The sequence below is a fragment of the Selenomonas sp. FOBRC9 genome, assembly GCF_000287655.1.
Taxonomy (GTDB): domain Bacteria; phylum Bacillota; class Negativicutes; order Selenomonadales; family Selenomonadaceae; genus Centipeda; species Centipeda artemidis.
Genome location: NZ_ALJR01000012.1, coordinates 130,430 through 155,443 on the forward strand (window position 1 = coordinate 130,430; position 25,014 = coordinate 155,443).

Here is a 25,014-nt window from a genome sequence, read left to right on the forward strand (position 1 = left end):
AATGTCTTTTGATCGCAGGCACTTTGCCGACATCATCGCGCAGTTTACGGTTGATGCGGAACATCTGCGTGGGGTGGCGGCGGATTTTCGCCATGATATGCGCCTTGGACTTGCGGGCTCGTCCGATTCGTCGCTGCGGATGCTGCCGTCCTATCTTGGACTGCCGACGGGGGAGGAGCGCGGGGACTATCTCGCGCTCGATTTCGGCGGGACGAATGTGCGCGTGCTGCTCTATCGCCTGGAGGGCAGCGGACGCTATGAGGTATTGAGTCATGTTGCGAAACCGCTCAAGGTCAGCGGAGACTATGACTATGTCGGGGGAGAGGCGACGGCAGAGCAGTTGTTTGACTTCCTCGCAGGACTCGTCGAGGAGGCGGTTGGCGGCGATCGAAAGACGCCGTATCTCCTCGGGCACACCTTTTCATTTCCGTCCACACAGACAAATATCAATGATGCGCGGCTCATCATCTGGACGAAGGAATTTGCCGTGCAGGGGGTTGAGGGCGCGATTGTCAATGATCTCTTGAAGGAAGCCCTCGTGCGTCGGGGACTTTCGAATATTACGCCGAATGCCGTCATCAACGATACGGTCGCCGTGCTGCTCTCCGCTGCCTATATCAATGGGGACACACAGATCGGCGCGATCTACGCCACGGGGCACAATACCTGCTACCTAGAGCCGTACGCAGGAAGTGCGCAGCAGCCGATGATCCTCAACATGGAGTCGGGCGGCTTTCAAAAGCTGACGCCGAACCGATTTGATATCGCGCTCGACGCCGCCTCGGAAAAGCCGGGCGAGCAGCGGCTCGAAAAGATGGTCGGGGGGCGCTACATGGGCACGCTTTTTGACATGGCGCTTGCCGAACTTCTCGGAGAACAGGGGCGCCTCTATGGATTCACGAGCGTTGACATCAGCCGTATCCTTGAGGATCAGAGCGACGCTGCGGATTGTGCGTCCGGTATTGTCGAGATGATGACAGGACGCAGGCTTTCGGAAGAGGATGCGCCGCGCGTGCGGGAGCTGGCGCATGCCATCGTCGTCCGCTCTGTGCGCCTCATGACGGCGACCTTTGCGGGGACGATGTGGCAGGTTGCGGGCGCAGGGAAAATCCGCCGCCAGCACATTGCCGTGGACGGCTCCGTCTATGAGAAAATGCCGCACGTTACGGAAAACATCATGCGTGCCTTCTCGGAACTGCTCGGTGAGGACGCGGCTCTCGTCGATACGCTGCTTGCGGGCGGCGGCTCGGGGCTCGGTGCGGCGCTCGCAGCGGCGATGACGGCACACGAGGCGCAGGGGTGATACATTTCCCTTGCGCGCACGGCGTTCTTTATGGTATCATGAACGCTGTATGATAACATATTGACAAAGGAGGAGCTTTTTCTTGCTCACACTCTTAATGGTGCTTGACGCGATTGTCGCGATTATTCTCATTGCGTCCGTGCTTGGACAGGAAGCAAAGTCTGCCGGCATGGGCGGTCTCGACGGCGGCGGCGATACGGTATTCTCCGGCAAGGCGCGCGGGATGGATGCGCTGCTGGCACGTGTGACCGTGGTGTTTGCCGTGCTGTTTGCCGCGATTACGATTGTGATTGCGCGGATGTCGAGCTGACGAAAAATTTGCTGCGTCGTCTGAGTTCGATGATTTGAATAGGGAGCTTCCCTGTTGCCGCAGACGCGGTGCAGGGATTTTTTCAACATGCACGGGCGCGCCTTTGTTAGGATGCTGTACCCCTGCGAGGGGCGATTGCGTGCATCTAGGCGGATGCCGGAATGGGAGGGACAGACATGCATTTGCAAGGAGCGGAGCCTTTTTTGCTCCCGGGCGGACGGCATGGCGTGCTGCTCGTTCACGGCTTTACAGGGCTGCCGGCAGAGCTGCGCCTGCTCGGGGAGTATCTGAATGCGCGCGGCTTTACCGTGCTTGCGATTCGGCTGGCAGGGCACGGGACGACGGTCGAGGATCTGAGCCGCACGGATCACGAGGATTGGATGGATTCGGTGCGGGACGGCTATGCGATCCTCAGCGGACTCTGCACACATATCTCGGCGGTCGGTCACTCGATGGGTGCAGTCTTTGCGATGCTGCTCTCGGTGGAAAAAGAGATCGCGCGCGTCGTGAGTCTCTGTGCGCCCGTCCTGATCGCCCCGGAGCAGGGGCTGGAGCATCTGCCGACGCGCGATATGTGCGGCATGCGCTGCGTACCGAAGGCGCGGCGTAAACTTCGCGATGTCCCCGCGGGGGCGAACAATACCTATCGGCGGATGCCGCTCGTTGCCGTGCACGAGGTGCTGGGCGTCATCGAGCGGGTACGCGCGGAGCTGGCGCGCGTCGATGTGCCGATCCTCATCATGCACGGGGCGCGCGACCATACGGCGGATCCGCGGAGTGCGGATTATCTCTATGAGCACGTTGCGAGTGCGGTCAAGGAGAAGGTTGTCCTGCCGGATGCAGGGCATCTCCTGCCGCTCGATACGCATGTGCGGGAACGTGTTTTTGCGCGGACGGCGGAGTTCCTATCCGCTGCCGAAGAGCATTTTGACAAGATCAGATAAGAACGGAAAAACGAGGAAATTATGGAACAGGAACAATTGGATATTGTGAAAGAACGCATCCGCGCCTTTATGCGGGAGGACGCCTATCGCCCGCTGAAGGAGGATGAACTGGCGGCAGGACTGCGCGGCGTCGGGGAGGACGTACCGGGCTTTGCCGAGGCTCTGGCAGCACTTGAGACGGACGGCGCCGTCATCCGCAACCGCAGCGGGCTCTACGGCGTGCCGAGCCGCATGAACCTCGTCGTAGGGCGGCTCTCCATGTCGCCGAAGGGGTTCGGGTTCATCATCCCCGACGTACGCGATACGGAGGAAGAGACGGACGTGTTCGTGCCCGGCAGCGCTCTTGCGACCGCGATGCACGGCGACCGCGTCGTGGCGCGCGTCACGCCGTCCGAGCAGCCGGGGCGCGCGAGAGAGGGAGAGATCATCCGCATCCTCGAGCGCGTGAATACGCGGATTGTCGGCACGTTCGAGCGCAGCAAGGCGTTCGGCTTCGTCACGCCCGACAGCGCGAAGATCGGGCGCGACGTATTTGTCCTGAAAAAGGATTTTAACGGCGCGAAGACGGGCAGTAAGGTCGTCGTCGAGATTACGAAATGGCCGGAGCAGCGCCGCAGCGCCGAGGGGCGCGTGGTGGAGGTGCTCGGCGCAGCGGGCGATCCGGGCGTCGATGTGCTCGCCGTGATGCGCGCCTATGACCTCGATGAGAAATTCCCCATAGAGGTCGCGGCGGCTGCGATGCGCTGTCCGAAGAACCCGCTCCCCGAGGAGTATGAGGGGCGGCGCGATCGGCGCGATTTCCCCATCGTCACGATCGACGGCGAGGACACGAAGGACATCGACGACGGCATCTATGCGTATGAGAAGGACGGCGGATTCTTCCTCGGGGTCTACATCGCGGATGTCAGTCACTATGTTCGCGCGGGCGAGCCGCTCGATGTGGAGGCGGCGCGGCGCGGAACGAGCGTTTATCTCGTCGACCGTGTCATTCCGATGCTCCCGAAGGAACTCTCTAACGGCATATGCAGTCTCAACGAGGGCGTGGATCGTCTCTCGATGGCGTGCGAAATGGAGATTGGCGCGGACGGTGAGGTAAAGAGCTACGAGATCGTGCCGTGCGTCATTCACGTTGCGCGCCGGCTCACCTACACGCTCGTCAACAAGGTGCTCGCGGGCGAAGAGCCGTTCGTCGCGGACAATGCGGACATCCGACCCATGCTCGAGACGCTGCGCGGTCTGCGCGATACGCTGCGTGCAAAGCGTCACCGCCGAGGCTCTATCGACTTTGAACTCTCGGAGATCAAGGTCAAGCTCGACGCAGAGGGGCATCCCATCGCCATCGAGAAGCGCACCGGCTCCCTCGGCGAATCCATCATCGAGGAGTGTATGCTCATCGCGAACGAGACGGTCGCGCGCCATATGGAGCTGAAGGAAGAGCCGTTCGTCTACCGTGTGCACGAGCAGCCAAACAGCGAGAAAATCGAGCGGTTCCAAAGTCTCCTCACGGCGCTCGGTCTGCGCCTGCACGTCGACGAGAACGGCAAGGTCAGCTCGCGCGACATTCAGAGCGTGCTCGATAAGGTCAAGGGGAAACCCGAGGAACGCATCATCGGGGCGGTTGCCCTGCGCTCCATGCAGCAGGCACGCTACAGCACGCAAAGCCTCGGGCATTTCGGTCTTGCGGCGCGCTACTACACGCATTTCACCTCTCCCATCCGCCGCTATCCCGATCTCATGGTACACCGCCTCCTGCGCGAGACGTTCGCCACGGGGCATATCTCTGCGGAGCGTCGTGAGAAGCTGCGCGCCATCCTGCCGGAGACGGCGGAGCACTCCTCGGCGCGTGAGCGCATCGCGGTTGAGGCGGAGCGCGAGACCACGGATATGAAGAAAATCGAGTACATGGCGCAGTTCGTCGGCGAGACCTACGAAGGTGTCATCAGCGGCGTGACTGCATTCGGCATCTTCGTCGAGCTCGACAACGGCGTCGAGGGGCTCGTGCACGTCTCGACGATGGTGAACGACTACTACAGCTACGTCGAGGAACAGTACGCGATGGTCGGCGAACGCACAGGCACGCGCTACCGCCTCGGTGACACCGTGACCATCATCATTACGCGCGCCGATATACAGGCGCGGACGCTTGACTTCGTGCTGAAGGATAACGGCGTCTACGAGCCGGGCGCGGTGAAGCAGGGCGCGCAGAAGCCGGCACAAAAGCCTGCGGCAAAGGACGACGCAAAAAAAAGAAAGCGCTCGCAGAAGAAAAAGGGAAAGGGATCGGCGGACATCATTGCGGCAGTCCCATCCGCTCCTGAGACGCGCCGCAAAAAGACGCGCGGCGCCCACGGTACGGGCGGCAGCAGCGCGCAGCGTAAAGATCGCGCGGCAAAGGCAGCCGCGGACAGCGTGCCCGCACGTGCCGGCGCACCCGCCCGGCGTGCAAAAAGCGGCAAAGCACAGAGCGGGGCACAGGAGGAACGTCCCGGACACGGCAATAGAAATGAACGCCGCCGCAGCGACGCCCCGCGCGCCGGAGCGGGCAGCGGGCGCGGTGAGGAGCGCGGTCTGCGCGACTATCACCGCGTCACCGTCACGGGGCTGAACAGCGCCGTCTGGCCGGATCCGCCGGGCTACCGCACGCAGAGACCGGATGCAGAGACCGCAGAAAAACCACGGCGCGCCCCGCGTCCCGCACGCCGTATGAATCGTAAAACGGAGGGCGGCACGCGGAGCGCCGACTGAGGTACCGTTATGGGAAAGAAAAACGAAAGCGTGAAGATCGCCTGCGAGAACCGCAAGGCGCGCCACGACTACTTTATCCACGAGACCTATGAGGCGGGGATGGAGCTTGTGGGGACGGAGGTCAAGTCCCTGCGTGCCGGACGCGCGAACCTGCGCGACAGCTATGCCTACATCAAGAACGGGGAAGTATTCCTCGATCATATGCACATCAGCCCCTACGAACAGGGCAACCAATTCAACCACGACCCGCTGCGCGTGCGGCGTCTGCTCATGCACAAGGCAGAGATTCTAAAGCTCTTTGGCAAGACGCGCGAGAAGGGCATGACGCTCATTCCGCTGAAAGTTTACTTTAAGCGCGGGCGGGCAAAGCTCGAGCTGGCGCTTGCGAGCGGCAAGCACAATTACGATAAGCGGCAGACACTGAAGGCAAAGACCGCAAAGCGCGAGGTGGAGCAGGCACTCAAGGAGCGGCAGAGAGGATAACAGAGGACACAGGAGAAAAGATGCAGGAACAGGAAAATACGCCCGCGCTGCGGCGCGGACTGAAGAACCGACATCTACAGATGATCGCGCTCGGCGGCGCCATCGGCACGGGGCTCTTTTATGGCTCAGCGTCGACGATTGCGCTCGCAGGGCCTGCGGTCATGCTTGCCTATCTCTTAGGCGGCGTTATGATTTTCTTCATCATGCGGATGCTTGGGGAGATGGCGGTGGACGAACCCGTCTCCGGTTCGTTCAGTCACTACGCGGGCAAATTCTGGGGGGATTTTCCGGGATTCCTCTCCGGCTGGAACTACTGGTTCAACTACGTCATTGTGTCGATGGCGGAGCTTGCGGCGGTGGGCATCTATATGAATTTTTGGCTGCCTGATCTGCCGCAGTGGATCTCCGCGCTCGTCTGTCTCGTCGTCATCACCGCGCTGAACCTCATCAACGTCCGCGCGTACGGTGAGATGGAGTTCTGGATGGCGCTCGTGAAGATCACGGCGATCGTCCTCATGATCGTGCTCGGCGGCTACCTGCTCGTCGGGGGCGTGCCATTCCCTGAGAACGTGAGCAACCTATGGGCGCACGGCGGCTTCCTGCCCAACGGATGGTGGGGATTCTTCCTCGGAACGGCGGTTGTCATGTTCTCCTTCGGCGGCATCGAGCTCATCGGCATCACGGCGGGCGAGGCGGAGGATCCCGACCGCACGATCCCACAGGCGATCAATCAGGTCATTTGGCGCATCCTCATTTTCTACGTCGGCACGATGGCGGTGCTCATGGCGCTCTGGCCGTGGAACGAGGTCGGTATGGAGGCAAGCCCCTTCGTGCAGATTTTCCAAAACGTCGGGATTCCCGCCGCTGCGCACATTTTGAACTTCGTTGTGCTGACGGCAGCGATCTCCGTCTACAACTCCGCGATTTACAGCAACAGCCGGATGCTCTACGGTCTATCGCAGCGCGGTGATGCGCCGCCCGTCCTGCAAAGCCTCTCGCGGCGCGGCGTCCCCGTGCTCGGGATCCTCATCTCGTCGGGCATCACGCTCATCGTCGTGTTCCTCAACTACTTCTTCCCGGGGGACGCGTTCCTCTATCTCATCTCGATCGCGACGTGTGCCGCCGTCATCAGTTGGACGACCATCGTCGTCACGCATCTGAAATTCCGGGCGAAAATGCTGCGCGAAGGCACAGCGATTAAATTCCGTGCGCCGTTTTATCCGTGGATCAACTATGTCTGCCTTGTGTTCCTCGCGGGTGTCGTCTTTATGATGGCGCAGATCCCGGGGATGCAGCTTGCCGTGCCAATCCTGCCCGTATGGCTGATCGCCCTTTGGCTCGGCTACCATGTGAAGCGGCGGCAGGATTCATAAACATACGGTCTCAAAATGGAATAACCGGCGGGTATATATGCAGGAATGCATGTATACCCGTAATTTTTCGTGTTTTCATTAGACAATGAGAATAATTTTTGCTAATATATGGAAATATATATCAACGGAACTGAAACGATGAAGAAAGGAGGCAACCGAATGATATGCAAAGAATGCGGAGAAAAAATATCGGGACTGACGCGTATCTGCCCGCACTGCGGGGGACGTGCGCTGATCGACGACGAACTCGAGACATGGAGCTTTATTGCGGATACGGCGGCAAAACACCGAATGAACATGCCGGATGCGGTTGTGCCGAATACACCGACCGATGTGCCGGCAGATTTGAACGCGCAGATCGAGGGGCTTGAGCGGCTGAAAGAATATTTTACGAGACACAGCAATCTCTATCAAGTGGTTGAGGATCTTGAGTCCATGGAGGGCGGCAAGCGGCGTCCGTCCATCGGCCTATGGGCGCTTGGCGGCGGTCTTGCGGCGGCGCTCATTTACCTGCCGCTCTCGCCGTTTCTGCCGCACTTCGTATGGACGTATTTCTTCGTCGTATGGGGCGCGGTGACGACCGTCGGCTATTTGCGCGCTGCCCGCAAATACGAGCGGCGCAAGGCGGAACACGAGCTCTTCCGGCGCCTTGCGGAGAATGAGCTGTGTGTGATGTATAATTCCTGCCCGGACTGTTTCCTGCCGCTGGCGTGGACGATGCCGCCGCGTATCACGCGCATCATCGATGCGCTGCGTATGGGTGAGGCATACTCTGTGCAGGAGTTCTTAGTGAGAGGAGTGTAAATGTGATGGCTGAGATTCGGATCAAACGTGTTTATGAAGCACCTGCGCCGGACGACGGGTTTCGTGTGTTGGTGGATCGGCTCTGGCCGCGCGGGATTTCAAAGGAGCACGCGGCGCTCGGCGCATGGTGGAAGGACATCGCGCCCTCGCCGGAGCTGCGCAAATGGTTCGGGCATAAAGCGGAGAATTTTGCCGCGTTTACGGAAAAGTACCGTGCCGAACTTGAGGCGAGTGTAGAATTGCCCGCGCGCATCGAAGAGATCGCAGCGCATCTCGCCGCGGGGGAGAATGTCACACTGCTCTACGGTGCAAAAGATCCGGAACTGAATCAGGCGCGCGTATTATGCGACTTTCTGCATAGCTTGCCGCATACGAAAAATAAATAAGAAAATGATCCAATAAAAAAGTGCCTGCAAACAGGCACTTTTTCTATGCGTGAAATATGCTGCTAACCGCGCGGAGCGTATTATGATCATACAAGATCAATCCGGCGGTATATTATTCGGCTTTCTGCGCCTCGCTGTTGAAGCGGTAGCCCGAACCCCACACCGTTTGGAGCCATTGGGGATTGGAGGGATCCTCTTCGATCTTCTCCCGCAGGCGGTTCATATGCACGGAGACGGTGGAGGTGCTGCCCATCGCGTCGAGATCCCACACGCGATCGTACAGCGTTTCTTTGCTGAACACGATCTGCGGATGCTCGGCGAGGAAGAGGAGCAGCTCGAACTCACGGCTCGCCAGATGCACCTCGCGTCCCGCGACGAAGACGCGATGCGTCCACGGCTGGATCTCGAGCGTGCCGAATCGCAGCGACATCGGCTCGGTAGGTTCGCCTCCTTTGAGACGGTTATAGCGCGTGATGTGCGCCTTTACCCGTGCAGCGAGCTCGCTCGGGCTGAACGGTTTGACGATGTAATCGTCCGCACCGAGACCGAGTGCACGGATCTTGTCGATGTCCTCGAGACGTGCGGATACCATGAGGATGGGGATATCCAGTTCCTTTCGCACGGCGCGGCAGATGGCAAAGCCGTCCGCACCCGGCAGCATCACGTCGAGCAATACCAGCTGATAATCGCCGGTGAGCGCCATGCGCTGCCCTTCGTCGCCGTCGGAGGAAATATCCACGGAAAACCCGCTTGCCTCCAAATAATCCCGCTCCAGTTCGGCGATGTCCGTATCGTCCTCCACAAGCAGAATCTTCGTCATCCTGAATCACCTTGGTCTTTCTGTTTCCCTGCAATGGGCATTTCTATATGGATACGCAGCCCGCCAAGCGGCGAAGCTGCGGCACGAACCGTTCCGCCGGATGCCGTCACGATTTGACGCACGACGGCAAGTCCGAACCCGCTGCCCGCCGCAACATTTGCGCGTGCGGGGTCGGTGCGGTAAAAACTGTCAAAGAGCCGCGGCAACTCCTCGGGCGCCGCGCCCATGCCGTCGTCGTCGATGTCGATCGCAAGGACGCCGGCCTCCTCCGCGAGGGAGATACGCACATGCGCGCTGTCGCCGCGCCGGTATTTTCCGCTGTTTTCCCATAGATTCCGGAGGACGCGCGTAAACTCCATGCGGTCAATGCGTATGACTGCCCGGCACGGTGTATCCGTCATGGAAAGGAACACGCCCTGCTCTGCAAAATCATCCGCAGCCTCGGCAACGGCGGCGTGCACATAGGCGCGGGCATCGACGTCCTCCCATGAGAAGGGAGACTGCCCGCTCTCGAGCCGCAGGAATGTGCGCAGGCGTGTTGTGAGACCTTCCATCGTTTCGGCGGCATGGATGATGCGCTCGGTGTATTTGCGCTGTTTTTCAGGGGTCGCAGCAATCCCTTCAAGGAGACCGCTTGCATAGCCTTTGATTGCCGTCAACGGCGTCGCGACATCGTGGAGCACGCCGATGAACAGCTCTCTGCGGCGCTCCTCCTCCTGCTGCTCACGCGCCCGTGCACGTTTCAAATCCCTGCGCATCGCGTCGAATGCGCGGCAGGTCATGCCGACCTCGTCGTCGCCCGTCTCTGGGAGTGCGCGGTCAAAATCGCCCTGCTGCATAGCGGCGGCAGCCGCGCGTATCTCGGTGAGCGGCGTGAGGATCTGCGCGGAGAGAATATGCGCGAGATACCTGCCGAGCAGCAGGATGCCCGCGGATGTCACGAGAAGGACGAGGATGAGCAGAGCGTTCAAAATGAAATCTCGTTCATCGTGAGAAAAGAGCGCTTCCTCCGGACTCCCGGTCATCGGTACGTCGCCCGCGCCGATGATGAGCACGCCGCTGCGCGGATTCTCCCAGCGGAAGAAGAGACCGTCTTTGTCCCATATGAGCGACGAGCCCTTCCGGCCGTGTTTTTCGAGAGCCGCGCGCTGCAGATCGCCAGGATCTGTATCCGGCGACAGATAGAGCCGTTTGCCCTGCTGCTCGACCGAGATGCGGACGCCCGCGCCCTCGAGGAGATGCAGATCACTCTCAATATTATGGAGCTTAATCTTCTTTTTTTCTGCCTCGGCATGCAGAGAGCTCAGCGCGAACTGCACGGAAAGAGAGGTACCCTTCTCCGGCCAGAGGAGCGCGAGTACCTGTTGCTGGAGCGTACCGACATAACGCAGGCCGCCGAGCAGCACAGTCCCCGCGGCAAGCATGAGGACGATGGGGATGATCACCATGAGCGCGTTTGTGATCAGCAGTCTCTTTTTGAGCGAAATATCCCGCAGATGCACATCCGCACCCCCCCCTTTTTTGACTGAATCTTTGCTCTTATCCAGTGCCATTATAACCGATACAACGTAAAAAATCTGCATGGAAGTGAAGAATTTCTAAAAAGTTTTTCCGGTGTTTACATTTTGTTTAATATTTTCGTCTATGATACAGACATCGACAAGAACAAAAAGAAATGTATGCCGAAAGGCAAGGAGGAAATGATTATGGAAATGAAGAGTATCAAGGCGGCGTTTGCAAACATATTCAGCCCCGCACACATGAGGAAGATGGCGGCGGCTGCCGTACTTTGCGCGACCGTGACCGCAGGCGGTGCATATATGCACATGCAGCAGGCGGAGGCGCACAATGCGGCAAAGGCGCAGGCGCGCGCCGAGATGGTACGCGCGCAGGCGGCGGAGCAGGGCGTCGAACTCATCGATGAAGCGCAGGTGCGTGCGATCACTGCGGCAGCCATTGGTAAGGACGAGTCGGAGTTGAGCATGTGGGAGATCAAACTCAAGACGCGCAACCATGATAAGCGGTACCGCAATGGCGGGCAGACTTTTAGCCCCGTTTATAAAGTCGAGTGCCACGCGGGAACGATGGAGTACGAGCTTCGCATCGACGCCGTGACGGGCGATGTGCTCTCGTATGAGGCGGAAGTCGACGACGATAGGTTTTGAAAATAGTATACAGTGACAAGGTTTGCTGCATGAGCGTGTCGAGCGCCGTGCAGCAAGCTTTTTTATTTTCGCCAAAAATAAAGAGGATAAAGAACATTTGCGGCGAATTTATTAAATTAAAATGGAATTTCATTTATAGAAGAAACGGCTTTTGGCGGACTGTTGACGCATATCGGGGCATCACAGCATCCGTGCGGGAACGGACGCATAGGGAAGGGAGAGAATATTTTGCAGGAACAAATGCAAAAACAAGGGAGAGGGATCGGCTTCCAGCTGAATGCAATCACGCTCATCGGGGTTGTCGTCATGGTGACAATTCTCATTTCATTTGTCGGCTATAAGGCATATAAGGAACTCTTGAACGCTGGTATGGCATCGAAGTATAATGAGCTGAGCGGCATGTCTCTGCCCATCCTCAGCCGCTATGACTCGGTGAAGCAGACGGGTGACGACATCAGCGCGCGAATCCAGACCATTTTACAACAGCCGCCTGAGCAGCGCAGCCGCGAGGCGATGCTCACGATCTTCGAAGAGGCGATGCGCGCCAACAGCAACCTCATCGGTGCAGGCGTCACCTTTGAGCCCAATGCGTTTGACGGGAAAGACGCAGAGTTTGTGAATGTGCTTTACTCCGATGAGACGGGGCGTGAAATGCCGTACGCAGGACGTACTGCAAACGGCGGTATCGAGTTCGAAGAGATGACCGGATACGATACGAGTACATGGTACAGCGTTCCAAAGAGTACGGGTAAGATGATGCTCTCGCAGCCCTATTATGATGATGTGAACGGAAAGAAAACCCTGCTTGTTTCGATCGGTATGCCGATTCTTGAAAACGGCAAATTCATTGGATCTATTACACTTGACTTTGATGTCTCGAAGTTCCAAGACGATCTTGCCGCAGTGAGTACACAAGATAATTTCTATGCACTCATTGATGATAAGGGAAATATGCTCGGCAACGGCATTGATGCAAACTCTGTCATGAAGAATGCCTTTGAACTCATGCAGAGTACGGATGCTGAAAAAAAAGATATTTATGAGACAAAAGGTATTCATACCAATGAACGTAAGTCGGCGACGACGGGGCGTGAGGCGGTTTATGTATTCCGTCAAATTCATTTCCAAGGGCTTGAGAACGCAACGCCGTGGGTGATCTACTCCATCACGGATGAGAACGTATTTGTTGGTGAAGCGCGCAACATGGTGATCTTTTCTGTTGTGTTGGCGATTATCTGCGCGGCCGCCCTTGTTGTTGTATTGGCACTCTTTGTTAAAAAGCGTCTCATCACACCGATCAGTGACGTCTGCGGCGTTTTGACCCGATTTGCAGATCTTGATCTCGATAAGGACAAGGGAGCGAAGGTGCGTACACATGCTTCTCGCAGCGATGAGATCGGCATGATGGTAACGGCGCTCTCACGTATGGCAAACAGTTTGCGAGAGATCATTGGAAAGATCAACGGTGCGTCTCAGTCCGTCGCCGCGACGAGCGAAGAGCTGACTGCGACTGCGCAGAACACCTCGCATTCGGCGGAGGAAGTGCGCAAAGGCATTCACGGCATCGCCGAGAGTGCGCGCGTACAGGTCAAGGATACGCAGGATGCCGTGGATCACACCAACGAGATTTTGCAGCTCCTCGAAGCCAACGACAAGGTCATGGAGGAGATGAACGAGGCGACCGCGAACATCGCGAAGCGCCAGACCGAGGGCGCGGAGATCTTGACCGATCTCCTCAAGAAGTCTGCCGAGACTTCCGATGCGACGCAGGAAGTCTCGCGCGTCGTCGAGGAGACGAATCAGAGCGCGGAGCGCATCGAAGAGGCGAGCGCGATGATCCAGTCCATCTCCGAGCAGACGAACCTCCTCGCGCTCAACGCGGCCATCGAGGCTGCGCGCGCGGGTGAAGCGGGACGCGGGTTTGCCGTCGTCGCCGAGGAGATCCGCAAACTCGCCGAGCAGTCGCGCGGCTTTACGGATGAGATCAGCGGCATCATCGGTGAGCTCAAGACCAAAGCGCAGCAGGCGGTCGATACCATGGAAGTCTCGAAGAAACTGGTTGAAGAGAGCAACGTCAACCTCGGACGCACACAGCGGCGCTTTGACATGATCGCAGAGGCAGTCGCAGGAGCGAACAGAGTCGTCACGAAGCTGAACGAGTCCTCCAAGCGCCTCAATGAGAAGAACCAAGCGATCGCCGCAGTCTCCGCGAAACTTATGGACATGGCGCACGAGAACGATGTCACGACTGACGAAGCTGAGGCATCCGTCGATACGCAGACGCAGGCGCTCGCCGACATCGCCGAGGCAAGCGAAAGCCTCGCACAGATCGCAACCGATCTGCAGAATGAGGTGGGGCGGTTTAACGTCTAAAAGGAAAGCAGCCATTTCATCAATAAAAAGGGCGGCACATCAACGTATATTTGTACCGATGTGCCGTCCTTTTGATGTAGTCGTTCATATATGGGGAAGGTGTGAAAAAAGTCATTGACACTTGTTAATTCTCTTTGATAAAATTAATTATAAATTGTAAAATAAACGAGTTCCGAGCAAAGATACCTACGGGGAGCACCTATGGTATCGCGCCTGAGCAATCTGCTCACAGGGGAACGGCGGAAACGCCGCGCCCTTCCGTACTGAAAAGGAAATCGGCAGCGACCGCTGTGACGGAGCATGAAACCGGCAGGGGAACTGTTTGCTGTGCCGACGGTACGGGAAACGGTTCTTTTTTATTATATGCGGTTCATAGCTGTAAAGAGAAAGGGAGATTGGTATGAATAAAAAGAGCGCGTATCGGTTGGCTCTTGCCGCAGCGGTTACGGCGGGACTGGGCTTTGCGTTCCTGCCTCAGGCGCAGGCGGCATCGACGGTTGAGCCGTATGAGACAGGCGACGTTGTTGTCGAGGCGGATGGGGTTGATAAGTATCTCGTCACGACGAATACCATCACGGCGGAGGAGATCAAGGATCGCGGCTATCGCGACCTCTCAGAGATCCTCTCGCAGGTGCCGGGGCTTTACATGGCACCTGCCGATAAGAACAGTAAGATGGTCCGTATCCGCGGTGCGGCAGCCGATCAGACGAAAGTCTATATTGACGGTGTACCGACATTCCCCCTTACGGGAATTGCATCTAATGCGGCAGCTGATCTTTCCACAATCCCCGCGGACAGCATCGCAAAGGTTGAGATCATCAAGGGACCCGGCCCTGTGCGATACGGTACGGACTATAAGGGCGGCGTAATCCTCGTTACAACGAAGGACGGTGAAGGCGCAGGAAGATTACACTTGCATCTTGGCGGCGGCTCACATCATGCTTATGATATGCGTATCGGCTACAGCGGCAGCGATAGGAACGTCAGCTACGCCGTGAATGTCTCGCGCCGCCATACGAATGGCTATCAGCCGAATGAAGAGAATACGAAAACCTATTTCGACGGAAAGATCAAGGTCAAGACGGCGGAAAAATCTACGCTGACACTCAGCGGCTACTATTCCAATATGGATGCCGAGATTGCCAATAATATTGATCCGGTGACAGGAGCGGTGCTCAATAACGGAACAAACTGGTCTGTTGCGGCAGGGAACGGCATCACGAGGCCGATGAAACAGAATAACAAAACACGGGATTGGCATTATGACGGCTTTAAGCAGTCGAATATTGCCCTTCAGTTCGAGAGCCGCCCGAGTGATAAGTGGCAGTATGATGTGCAGTATTATCATTTGGTTGATGATAATAATTTATGGGTGCGGAACCTGTTGACCAGAGAAGGCGGGAGTCTCACACACTTTACCGCAGGCGCACCTCAGTGGTATCGCAGCGGGTGGTTTTCGAAGGGAAACGGTATTGAGACCAATGCCTCCGCGGCACTTGGAGCAAAACATCAGCTCGGCTTTGGTGCGAAATATATAAAGATTGACTGGCATACGGACGAGAATAATACCGGTTACAGCGAGCGTGGTGCGGATAAGAGGCAAGCGTTCTATGTGGAGGATGCATGGAGTTTTGACGCACGTACCCGCATGACGCTGGGGCTCCGTTATGAGAGCGTAGCGCAGGATCACGCGAGTTCAAGTGAAACAAAACAAGAAAGTAAAGAACACGCAACTGACCCTGTGCTTAATATTACACACGATCTGACGAAGGATGATACTGTTCGATTTTCAGCCGGGCGTACGCATTTCTTTGTTCAGGCAAAGAGTGCAGCGACGAATATCCGTCAAGGCATTCCTATACCGAAACCGGAACGCAACCGAAACTATGAGATCGGCTGGAAGCATCGGTTCGGATCGCAGGCATCGCTCGATCTTTCTATATTCCGGACGGACGTAACGGATCGCATCACGCGCATTGTTCGGGGAGGTCCATACTACAATGTCGACCGGACGCGTATCCGTGGTCTGGAACTTGGCTATCGGCAAACCTTTAGCAGCCGTTGGCATGGTTTTGCCAACTATACATGGATGAAAGCTGAAGACATAACGGGCGGAAACACAACAGATGCGACGGGGCTGCCGAAACAGATGTTCAATCTTGGTGCGACCTATCGTATGGGCAAATGGCGCTCGACACTTTTGGGGCGCGCTGTCAGCGGGTGGACAAACGGCAGCGGCAGACCGAACAGCAAGGGATACCTCACAATGGATCTCGACCTGCGATATCGCCCGCAGACCGATTTAGAGTGCTTCCTACGCGTGAATAATATCTTTAATACGGACTACCAGGACAAGCTCTATCATGATGCACAGGGCGCAAACGTCATGCTTGGCGTCGAGATGGATTTCTAAGCATTTAGGTCACAAAAGAAACGCAATCCTATCGTTCCGTGGGGGACGAGGGATTGCGTTCTTTCGTAGCATGAAGTATCTTTAGTATATGAACATGGGGACATAGAAGCGCGGAATGGTACGCCGTCGTCTATCGAAGGAAGGAGAATTTATCCATCTGTCTCGATGTTGTTCAGCCGCCATGCATCGGGGGAGGGCGGCATAATATGGGGGATGTTTATGTTCTAATGTCAATGGGCAGCTCTTCAAAACGACGGCATACAATTTTGTACCATCTTGGATAAATGGTTCGATTCGCGTGCACCTAACATCGTGTGCAAACATCATGATATACGCGCGCCCCGTAGGGGCACGGCGGTGCCGTGCCCTTGGACAACATACGCACGCCATGCAATAGGACGAAAGCCGATACACATACACTTTACATGATAGGAGCAGGAGGAAAGCCGTGTCGTATGATCCCTCCGTACATCATCGCCGCAGCATTCGCATAAAAAGGATACGATTATACACAAAACGGCGCATATTTTATTACTGTATGCACCTACCGGCATCGTCCTTTGTTTGGAAAAATAAAACAGGGGGAAATGATATGCAACCCGTTTGGCGATATTGTGGTGGATGAATGGCTAAAGACCGGGCTTTTACGATCATATGTCCTGATAGACGAATGGGTTGTGATGCCAAATCACTTTCATGGGATATTGTTTTTGGATACGCAGCAACCACGTGCCGATAAGGAACATACCGGCAGAGTGGGAGAGCAGTTCGGTAAGCCGACAGTTGGTTCGTTGCCGACGATCGTACGCTCCTTTAAGGCGATTGTTACACGAGGTATCAATGAGCTTCGTGGAACAAACGGTGCCGTACTGTGGCAGGAAAATTATTATGAACGTGTGATTCGCCAAGAGGAGGAATATCAAAATATTGTCGCATACATTCGAAATAATCCTGTAAAATGGGAGGAGGATGAGCTGTATATCAGATAAACAATTGTATCGGGAACGCAAGTGTCGCGCCGTATCGGAGGAAGGGGGAACTTGGTCGTCTGCATTGATGTTGTTCAGCCGCGATACATTGGAGGAGGGCGCGGCAGCGCCGTGCCCCTACCGAGGCGGCATAAACGGGGGGCGATTCCATGTCAACCGATGGAAAGCGTAGAATAGTTCGATATATGAGAACATGTTGATTGAATGTGCGACAGATTCGTTCGCCTCGTTGTGTGCAAACATCACGATATACACGCGTCCTGTAGGGGCACGGCGCTGCCGTGCCCTCAAACTCTTTATGCGTGCCATGCAATAGAAACGAGAATGTATTGATACACGCTGCCCGCGTGTTATAAAAGCGTCCCCGGCGGCAACAGATCCGCCATCTTGCCGCAAGGGGAAATGCCCTGCCACGAGCTCCTGTGTACGAGATCGGCGGCAAGGGCAGGCTCGGTGACGGTGAATCCGGAGAGCGCATCCGCGCCGTAGTCAAAGAGGCACGGGTGCATGGGGACGGAGGGACCGACGATGACGGTCACCGCGTTTTGCGATAGTTCCAGCAGACGCGGCATGGTTTTGTTCGTAAAGGTCGCGCCTGTCATAAAGACGAAATCCTGCCGCGGGATGACGTACTCGGCAGCCTCGGCGGGATAATCTCCGTCGTGTGGATTTTGCTCGAGGATGGAGAGCTCGCAGATGGGCGACCATTCCTTTTCGAAATTTGGGAAATGCCCGACGACGGCGACCTTCTTCCCGCGAATGCGCTCCTTGTAGAGTGCGAACGCTTCGAATTTGCGCCGCTCGGCGAGCGTCTCGGCGTGCTCGTCCTCGTCGTGGAACCCGCGCAGTGAAGCGACTTTCTTCGGACGGTTGATCCACGCGTTGATTGCCGCAGTTGCGATGGATGCCTCGTGTCCGTTCCACGACATGACGCATTCCGCCGCCTCGCGCAGCGAGCACCCGATAAAGCTCTCGTCACGCATGTGAGGGCGCGTGTCGCTGCGGATCGTCATGGCGACGCCGGCAAAGTCACCGGTGCGGACGAACGTCCAAGGGACGCCGACCGCGTAGTCGTCGATGCAGACGTCGTCCGGTATATCTGCGAGGATTTCGTCGTAGAGATGCCAATAGTTCAAGAAAAACACGCCCTTTCCGCTGAGGTGTTTATTTCATTATCAGGATAGCAGAAATTTGAAAAAACGCAACCACGGAAATTCGGAGATATGATACAATGAGGGAAAACGAGGTGAGCAATATGCCGTGTAAAAAGAATCTCTTCCTTGCCGTGCTGTTTCTCCTAACCTGTGTCCTCGCGGGATGCAGCACGGAGCGGCAGGAGAATGACGACACCTATCCGTTCACGGATTCCGCGGGGCGAACGGTAGAGCTGCCGAAGCACATTGAGCGCATCGCGCCGTCGGGCGGACTCGCACAGGCAGCGCTCTTTGCCGCCGCGCCGGACGAGCTCGTCGGTATCGTGGGCAAATGGAAGGACGCCGCGCTCCCCTATATCGGGACGAAGTACGCCGATCTGCCGGTATTCGGGCAGTTTTACGGGATGAAGAATCTGAATAAGGAGGCGATCCTTTCTGCGAATCCGCAGCTCATCATCGACGTCGGTGAGAAAAAGCCGACGATCGCGGAGGATATGGCCGGAATCCAAGCGGCGCTCGGCATTCCCGTGATCTTTGTGGAGGCGCGGCTCGACAATACGGACGAGGCGTACCGGACGCTTGGCAAGGTGCTCGGGCGGGAGCAGGAAGGTCTTGAACTTGCGGGTTACTGCTCCGACATTTACCATCGGACGATGACGCTTGCCTCGCAGATCGAAAAAAAACCGCGTCTGCTCTACGTCGCGGGGGCAAATGGGAATATGGCAGTTGTCCGCGGCTCGTTCCACGCACAGGTGCTCGACCTGCTCGCGGATAACGTCGCGGATGCCGAGCAGCCGACGAACGGCGCGATGTCGCAGGTGTCCTATGAACAGATCCTCGCGTGGAACCCCGACGTCCTTCTCATTGGCGCGGAGACGGAGATTGATCCTGCGGCGCTCCCGTGGCGGGAGCTCTCCGCGGTGAAAAACGGGAAGGTACTGCGCGTTCCCGCCGAGCCCTATGACTGGATGGGACGCCCGCCGTCGGTCAATCGTTTTATGGGCATGATATGGCTCGCTGTACGGCTCTATCCGCAGGAGTCCGGTTTTGATCTGCGCGCAGAGACGAAGAGGTACTACCGGCTGTTCTATCACTATGAGCTCGACGATGCGGGCGTGGACGTACTGCTTGCAAAGGAGCAGGTACTGCGATGACGGGCGCGGCACTGCGCATTCGATTTGCTCTCCTCGTCGGTCTGCTCGCAGCAGTGTTTCTCTGCTCATTCCTCATCGGACGCTACGACCTTTCCGTGGGGGACATGCTGTATGCGCTTGCGGGGCAGATGGGGATCGTTCCCGTGACGCACAGCCCCGCCTCCACTGTGCTCGCGCTGCGGATGCCGCGCATCGTCGGGGCAGTGCTCGTCGGAGCGGCGCTCTCGGTCTCGGGGGCAGCGTATCAGTTCATGTTCCGCAATCCGATGGTGTCGCCGGGGATTCTCGGTGTTTCGGCGGGCGCGGGATTCGGCGCGGCGATTGCGATCCTGTGGAGCGCGCCGATATGGCTGCTCCAAGGCGTGACCTTTGCGGGCGGCATGTGCGCGGTCGCGGTCACCTACATCGTTGGGGTGAAGCTCTGTCGGGGCGGGGATACGACGCTCTCGATCATTCTCGCCGGTATTATCGTCAGCACACTCTTTACCTCGCTGCTCTCCATGACGAAATACCTTGCCGATCCGTATGATAAGCTGCCCGTCATCGTCTACTGGCTGATGGGGAGTCTGGCGGCGATCCGCCCGGAGGATCTGCCCCTGCCCGCTGTGCTCATCGCGGGCGGGATGCTGCCGCTCGTGCTGCTGCGCCGCAGGATCAATCTGCTCTCGTTCGGCGACGAGACGGCGCAAACGCTCGGCATCGATGTGGAGCGCGTGCGGTTCATCGTTATTCTTTGTGCGACGCTCATGACGGCGACTGCCGTGTCGCTCAGCGGCATCATCGGCATGGTGGGGCTCGTTGTGCCGCATCTCGCGCGCTTCCTCGTGGGGGCGGATGCGCGCCGCCTGCTGCCCGCGTCGGCGCTCCTCGGCGCGCTGCTCCTCCTGCTTGCGGACGACTTTTCCCGGAGCCTTTGGACGATGGAACTGCCGATCGGCATTTTGACCTCGCTCGTCGGCGTGCCGTTTTTCCTGTATCTCTTGATACGGTATCACCGCAGATTACGTTGATTCATAAAAAATACGGCGGTAACGACATCGCGTTTTTGACGCGTTCGTTACCGCCTTTTTATGGATACGTTCCTATCGCAGGAAAAAGTACAGCGCTGGATAGACGACGAAGAAGAATGCGACGCTCGTGGTGAGGAAGCCCGCGATGGTATAGTCGACATTGAGCCTATAGAGCTTTGCCGCGGTGACGGAGTTGATCGCACCCGGCGTCACGGAGAATACGAGGATGGTACCGAGGAGAACAGGATCGCGGACGAATGGATAGCTGATTGCCATCATAAAGGCGGGCAGGATGAAAAAACGCAGCGGGAAGAGGTCGAGCGTATATCGTGCATAACGGCGCGTACGGTGGAGGTTGACGAGCGCCCCGACGGGCAGCATCCCGAACCACGCGCCGAAGTGGACAAGTCCCTCGAATACGTCCCCGAGGACGGGCGGACGCGCGATGCCCGCAGCGTTTAGCGCGAGCCCTGCCGCCATACCGATGATGCTGAGCTGGTTCCGGGAGAGGAAGATGCTGAGGAAATGCATTTGTATCTTGCCGGGCTTGCCGTGATTTTTGTGCTGCAAATAATAATACTGCGCCATGGGGAAGACGGCGAGGACGAGCATAAGCGTTTGAAAGATACCCATGATCTGCGCGTAGGCAAATCCCTGTTCGCCATAGAGGATGAAGGCGCAGACGCCGCCGAGGGTCGTAATGTTCGACATCATCGCGTTCGCGAGGAACGCGCCGCGGTCGAGAGGGCTGTGATAGCGCCGAATGAAAAATGCCTTGCCGACGAGTGCGGGGAAGAGGACGATGAGAATCCCGTAGATAGGGATGAGTGCGAGATCCCATGAGATCGGCAGCGTCCAGCAGCTCATGAACGCGAGGATCGTGTAGATGACGATGACATTGCCCCGGAGAATCTTGTTGATGAGAGCGTCCGAGATTTTGCCGTGCCGGTAGAGCAGATAGCCGACGATCATCGGCAGGAGGAGGTCGGTGAAAAGATAGATGATACGGTAATCCGATGTGTCCACGAGAATCGCCTTTCCTTTGCGCTGCGCCGTCTGTGCCGGAGGATCCGGCTGCTTGTATTCTACCTCCAAGTCGCAATTAAAATCAATGGAAATGCAAAGGAAAACTTCTTTATATTTATCAAAATAGACAGGAAAAGAGACGCGCGGCGGCGAATATTTTCATTATATAATATGATATTTGCGCCGTGTTTTGTTCCTGCGGCGCACAGTGAATCAACTGTTTTGAGAGGCGCCGGGCGGCATCTCTCAGGAGGAGGGGACGTTATGGCAGTGACGGACAAAGGTTTTGGCGCATACGATGTACGCGGTGTCTACCCGGACGAAGTCAACGAGGAGCTTGCCTACCGTGTCGGGCGCAGTTTCCCCACGCTGTTTGGCGCGAAGAAGGTTGCGGTCGGTCATGATATACGGCTCTCGGGTCCCGCGATCCGCGATGCGCTCGCAAAGGGGCTGACCGAGGCGGGCTGCGATGTCGTGGATCTCGGGCAGTGCGGCACGGAGATGATCTACTTCGCGACGGCGCACCTCGGGCTCGGCGGCGGCATCATGATCACGGCGAGTCATAATCCGAAGCAGTACAACGGCATGAAGTTCGTGCGCGCGGAGTCGCGCCCCATCTCGAGCGATACGGGGCTGAAGGACATTGCGGCGATGGCGGTCGGCGAGACCTATCCCGCACCGGCATCCACGCCGGGTAAAATCGAGCAGGTAGACATTCTTGACGAATACGTCAAGCACATCGTTTCCTATGTCGACGTGAGCAAGCTGAAGCCGTATAAAATCGTCGTCAACACAGGAAACGGCGCGGCGGGTCCCATCATCAACGCGATGGAGAAACTGCTCCCATTCGAGCTGGTAAAGGTATTCAACGAGCCGGACGGCAACTTCCCGAACGGCGTGCCGAACCCCATTTTGCAGGAGAACCGCGAGGCAACGGCGAAAGTCGTGCGCGAATCGGGCGCGGACTTTGGCGTGGCGTGGGACGGCGACTTCGACCGCTGCTTCCTCTTCGACGAGAAGGGCGGCTTCATCGAGGGCTACTACATGGTCGGCTTCCTCTCCGAAGCCTTCCTCAAGAAGAACAAAGGCGCGAGCATCATCTACGATCCGCGGCTCATTTGGAACACGATCGAGATCGCCGAGAGCCTCGGCGGGAAACCCGTCATGTGCAAGAGCGGACACGCGTTCATCAAGGACAAGATGCGCGAGGTCAACGCCATCTACGGCGGTGAGATGAGCGCGCACCATTATTTCCGCGACTTCTCCTACTGTGACAGCGGTCAGATTCCGTGGCTGCTCGTCGCCGAGCTCATGAGTGCGTCGGGCGGCAAGACCCTTTCGGAGCTGATGCAGGCGCGCATCGATAAATTCCCGACCTCGGGCGAGATCAACAGCAAGGTTACGGACGCAAAGGCGGTTATGGATCGCATCGAGGCGAAATACGGCAAAGAGGGCAAGGTGACGAAGGTTGACGGATTGTCCATCGAATTCGACAAGTGGCGGTTCAACCTGCGTATGTCCAACACGGAGCCGGTCATCCGCCTGAACGTCGAGACGCGCGCAGATCACGCGCTGCTGAAGGAAAAGACGGACGAACTGCTGAAAGAGATTCGCGGCTGAGCGGGAAGGAGTGTTTCGATGAGTCTTGTACTGAAATCCGGGTTTACCTTTGACTATGACAATCTCTACGGCGAGGGAAAGGTGACGGATGCCGATCTGGCGGCCTATGCGGACGCGCTCAAAAAGGCGCATGAGGCGATGAAGGTCATGCGCGCCACGGGGTTCATCCGCGCGCATCTCTCCAAAGACGGCGAACCGGAGAAAGTATTGTTCTCGCAGACGCCGTACATCGCGGAGGGGCACATTAACTCCCCGTCGTCCATCGCCCGGCTGAAGGAACTCGGCAAACACGCGCAGGAGCACACGGACGTCCTCATCTCGCTCGGCATCGGCGGCTCGTTCCTCGGGAACAAGGTGCTGTTCGACGTGCACTGCGGCGAGCTGTGGAACTCACTCTCGAACGAACAGCGTGGGAACTACCCGCGCATCTATTTCAGCGGGAACAACATCGACCCGCGGCGCACGGGTGATATTATCAATCACCTCAAGGACGTCGCACAGATCAAGAAAAAGAACGGCGCGGGGGCACTCCGCATCATGCTGCTCGTCATCTCGAAGTCGGGCGGCACACTCGACACGATGTCGAACTTCATGGTCATGTACGATGAATTTATGAAGGCGGACAACGTCGAGGTCGAGGTCGTCGCCGTCACCGACCCGAATGAGGAGAAGCCGACGCTCCTCAAGAAGCTCGCGATGGAGATGGGGTGGCAGCAGTTCGCCGTGCCGGACGGCGTCGGCGGGCGGTTCACCGTCTTTACCGAGGTCGGGCTGACGCTCGCCGCGTGCATCGGCTTTGACATCGAGCAGTTCCTTGCGGGCGCGCGCGATATGGATGCGGCGTGTCAAAATGACGACCTCTGGCAGAACCCTGCGATGCTCAACGCCGCGCTGAAATTCGCCGCCTCGGAGAAGCATGGGCGCGACATCGAGGTCATGATGCCGTACGGCGACTATCTGAAATCCGTCTCCGAGTGGTATATCCAGCTCCTCGCCGAATCCCTCGGCAAGCAATTCAACAAGGACGGCAAGGAGGTTTGCTACGGACGCACGCCCGTCGTCGCCGTCGGTACGACGGATATGCACGCGCAGACGCAGCAGCATCAAGAGGGCAGACTGAACAAGGTCGTGCAGTTTATCCGCATCGACAAATGGGCGGACGACATCACGATCCCAAACGCATTCCCCAATGTTCAGAAACTCGCAGACATCGCGGGCGTCACGATGGGCGCGGCGCTTGAGGTCGCGCGTCAGTCGAACGCGGACGCACTCGCATCGAATAAGCGGTACAGCGCAGTGTTCGCACTGCCGGAGCTGACGCCGTATCATCTCGGCGAACTGCTCTACATGCTCTCCATGTCCATTGCCTACGAGGGCGAGCTTGCGAACGTGGATGCGTTCGACCAGCCCGGCGTCGAGGCGTACAAGCGCATCATGGGACCGAAACTCGCCGCACTGAAAAAGAAGTAAAGCGGTACAACTAAAAACCGACGTTGCTGCACACAGCCGTGCAGCAGCGTCGGTTTTTTGAGTACATTGTATCCTAAAAAAATATAGAAATTATATGATGCTCCTGAATAGAATTGAAGAAAGAACCAATATCTTTTAAGACGAAAATAACAAGCCTTATTATCTTTTGTAGGTTCATGGTAAAATGAAGTGGGACAGAAAAAAAGGACAGGCAGCGCTCAATGTGTTACAATGTTTTCACCACAAAAACAGAACAGAAGGTGCTGCCATGTCCCATACTCATTCTACCACAACCACGCGCTCATATAAACACCTAGACCCATATCGGCGCGGACAAATTTTTGCCCTCCTATCCACCGGTATGTCAAAGACTGACATTGCAAAGCAGGTGAAGATCTCCCGCTCTACCTTGTATCGGGAGATTACACGCGGCACTGTGACACAAATGCGCTCAGACCTTACCACATACCAA

General features: G+C 57.1%; 21 protein-coding genes and 1 riboswitch. Of the genes, 17 read left to right on the top strand and 4 right to left on the bottom strand.

What is annotated here, in order from left to right:
* Nucleotide 1: 1 nt before the first annotated feature.
* The 8 genes from HMPREF1147_RS03430 to HMPREF1147_RS03465 all read left to right on the top strand — a co-directional run bounded on the left by HMPREF1147_RS03430 (nucleotide 2) and on the right by HMPREF1147_RS03465 (nucleotide 8,348).
* The gene (locus HMPREF1147_RS03430) at nucleotides 2-1,303 is read left to right on the top strand and encodes a hexokinase (protein ID WP_009657697.1); all 1,302 of its coding nucleotides are present in this window, start codon (nucleotides 2-4) and stop codon (nucleotides 1,301-1,303) included.
* A 97-nt stretch (nucleotides 1,304-1,400) separates the two neighbouring features.
* Entirely contained in the window at nucleotides 1,401-1,613 is a 213-nt protein-coding gene (secG, locus tag HMPREF1147_RS03435; RefSeq protein WP_009350715.1) for a preprotein translocase subunit SecG, read from the top strand.
* A 176-nt stretch (nucleotides 1,614-1,789) separates the two neighbouring features.
* Nucleotides 1,790-2,557, top strand: a complete 768-nt coding sequence (locus HMPREF1147_RS03440; protein ID WP_009657710.1) for a carboxylesterase — start codon at nucleotides 1,790-1,792, stop codon at nucleotides 2,555-2,557.
* A 21-nt stretch (nucleotides 2,558-2,578) separates the two neighbouring features.
* Entirely contained in the window at nucleotides 2,579-5,302 is a 2,724-nt protein-coding gene (gene rnr / locus HMPREF1147_RS03445) for a ribonuclease R (RefSeq protein WP_009657675.1), read from the top strand.
* Nucleotides 5,303-5,311: 9 nt separating this feature from the next.
* The gene (gene smpB / locus HMPREF1147_RS03450) at nucleotides 5,312-5,785 is read left to right on the top strand and encodes an SsrA-binding protein SmpB (protein ID WP_009350718.1); all 474 of its coding nucleotides are present in this window, start codon (nucleotides 5,312-5,314) and stop codon (nucleotides 5,783-5,785) included.
* Nucleotides 5,786-5,805: 20 nt separating this feature from the next.
* Entirely contained in the window at nucleotides 5,806-7,158 is a 1,353-nt protein-coding gene (locus HMPREF1147_RS03455; protein ID WP_009657679.1) for an amino acid permease, read from the top strand.
* A gap of 159 nt (nucleotides 7,159-7,317) precedes the next feature.
* The gene (locus tag HMPREF1147_RS03460) at nucleotides 7,318-7,962 is read left to right on the top strand and encodes a hypothetical protein (RefSeq protein WP_009438726.1); all 645 of its coding nucleotides are present in this window, start codon (nucleotides 7,318-7,320) and stop codon (nucleotides 7,960-7,962) included.
* A 5-nt stretch (nucleotides 7,963-7,967) separates the two neighbouring features.
* Nucleotides 7,968-8,348 carry a DUF488 domain-containing protein gene (locus tag HMPREF1147_RS03465; protein ID WP_009657707.1) on the top strand — a complete coding sequence of 127 codons (381 nt, stop codon included), beginning with the start codon at nucleotides 7,968-7,970 and terminating at the stop codon, nucleotides 8,346-8,348.
* A 112-nt stretch (nucleotides 8,349-8,460) separates the two neighbouring features.
* Here the strand turns inward: HMPREF1147_RS03465 and HMPREF1147_RS03470 are convergent, their stop codons facing one another.
* Nucleotides 8,461-9,168 (bottom strand): response regulator transcription factor, encoded by a 708-nt coding sequence (locus HMPREF1147_RS03470; RefSeq protein ID WP_009350723.1) that lies wholly within the window; start codon nucleotides 9,166-9,168, stop codon nucleotides 8,461-8,463.
* Nucleotides 9,165-10,670, bottom strand: coding sequence for a HAMP domain-containing sensor histidine kinase (locus HMPREF1147_RS03475; protein ID WP_037351093.1), 1,506 nt, complete (start codon nucleotides 10,668-10,670; stop codon nucleotides 9,165-9,167). Before HMPREF1147_RS03475 ends, HMPREF1147_RS03470 begins: the two co-directional genes overlap by 4 nt.
* Before the next feature lie 204 nt (nucleotides 10,671-10,874).
* Between HMPREF1147_RS03475 and HMPREF1147_RS03480 the strand changes: the two genes are divergently transcribed.
* The 4 genes from HMPREF1147_RS03480 to HMPREF1147_RS03495 all read left to right on the top strand — a co-directional run bounded on the left by HMPREF1147_RS03480 (nucleotide 10,875) and on the right by HMPREF1147_RS03495 (nucleotide 17,108).
* Nucleotides 10,875-11,333, top strand: a complete 459-nt coding sequence (locus HMPREF1147_RS03480; protein ID WP_369791735.1) for a hypothetical protein — start codon at nucleotides 10,875-10,877, stop codon at nucleotides 11,331-11,333.
* Between the two features lie 162 nt (nucleotides 11,334-11,495).
* Nucleotides 11,496-13,706 (top strand): methyl-accepting chemotaxis protein, encoded by a 2,211-nt coding sequence (locus HMPREF1147_RS03485; protein ID WP_009657674.1) that lies wholly within the window; start codon nucleotides 11,496-11,498, stop codon nucleotides 13,704-13,706.
* Nucleotides 13,707-13,864: 158 nt separating this feature from the next.
* A riboswitch (molybdenum cofactor riboswitch) is annotated at nucleotides 13,865-13,996 on the top strand.
* A 110-nt stretch (nucleotides 13,997-14,106) separates the two neighbouring features.
* The gene (locus HMPREF1147_RS03490) at nucleotides 14,107-16,119 is read left to right on the top strand and encodes a TonB-dependent siderophore receptor (RefSeq protein ID WP_009657702.1); all 2,013 of its coding nucleotides are present in this window, start codon (nucleotides 14,107-14,109) and stop codon (nucleotides 16,117-16,119) included.
* A 530-nt stretch (nucleotides 16,120-16,649) separates the two neighbouring features.
* Nucleotides 16,650-17,108, top strand: a complete 459-nt coding sequence (locus HMPREF1147_RS03495) for a transposase (protein ID WP_369791737.1) — start codon at nucleotides 16,650-16,652, stop codon at nucleotides 17,106-17,108.
* Nucleotides 17,109-17,458: 350 nt separating this feature from the next.
* On the opposite strand, the gene HMPREF1147_RS03500 is transcribed toward HMPREF1147_RS03495, so the two are convergent.
* A complete protein-coding gene (locus tag HMPREF1147_RS03500; protein WP_009657695.1) occupies nucleotides 17,459-18,253 on the bottom strand; it encodes a Rossmann-like domain-containing protein in 795 nt (264 codons plus the stop codon).
* Nucleotides 18,254-18,363: 110 nt separating this feature from the next.
* Between HMPREF1147_RS03500 and HMPREF1147_RS03505 the strand changes: the two genes are divergently transcribed.
* Both HMPREF1147_RS03505 and HMPREF1147_RS03510 read left to right on the top strand, forming a co-directional pair.
* Nucleotides 18,364-19,416: an ABC transporter substrate-binding protein gene (locus HMPREF1147_RS03505; RefSeq protein WP_232208041.1), complete on the top strand. Its 1,053-nt coding sequence runs from the start codon at nucleotides 18,364-18,366 to the stop codon at nucleotides 19,414-19,416.
* Nucleotides 19,413-20,426, top strand: coding sequence for an iron ABC transporter permease (locus tag HMPREF1147_RS03510; RefSeq protein ID WP_009657612.1), 1,014 nt, complete (start codon nucleotides 19,413-19,415; stop codon nucleotides 20,424-20,426). Before HMPREF1147_RS03505 ends, HMPREF1147_RS03510 begins: the two co-directional genes overlap by 4 nt.
* 72 nt (nucleotides 20,427-20,498) lie before the next feature.
* Here the strand turns inward: HMPREF1147_RS03510 and HMPREF1147_RS03515 are convergent, their stop codons facing one another.
* Nucleotides 20,499-21,452: an AEC family transporter gene (locus tag HMPREF1147_RS03515; protein WP_037351095.1), complete on the bottom strand. Its 954-nt coding sequence runs from the start codon at nucleotides 21,450-21,452 to the stop codon at nucleotides 20,499-20,501.
* A 264-nt stretch (nucleotides 21,453-21,716) separates the two neighbouring features.
* On the opposite strand from HMPREF1147_RS03515, the gene HMPREF1147_RS03520 reads away from it, so the two are divergent.
* The 3 genes from HMPREF1147_RS03520 to HMPREF1147_RS12390 all read left to right on the top strand — a co-directional run.
* The gene (locus HMPREF1147_RS03520; RefSeq protein WP_009657705.1) at nucleotides 21,717-23,072 is read left to right on the top strand and encodes a phosphomannomutase/phosphoglucomutase; all 1,356 of its coding nucleotides are present in this window, start codon (nucleotides 21,717-21,719) and stop codon (nucleotides 23,070-23,072) included.
* 18 nt (nucleotides 23,073-23,090) lie between these two features.
* A complete protein-coding gene (locus HMPREF1147_RS03525) occupies nucleotides 23,091-24,542 on the top strand; it encodes a glucose-6-phosphate isomerase (protein WP_009657638.1) in 1,452 nt (483 codons plus the stop codon).
* A 268-nt stretch (nucleotides 24,543-24,810) separates the two neighbouring features.
* A partial coding sequence (locus HMPREF1147_RS12390) for a helix-turn-helix domain-containing protein (protein ID WP_369791738.1) occupies nucleotides 24,811-25,014 on the top strand: 204 nt, incomplete at its 3' end.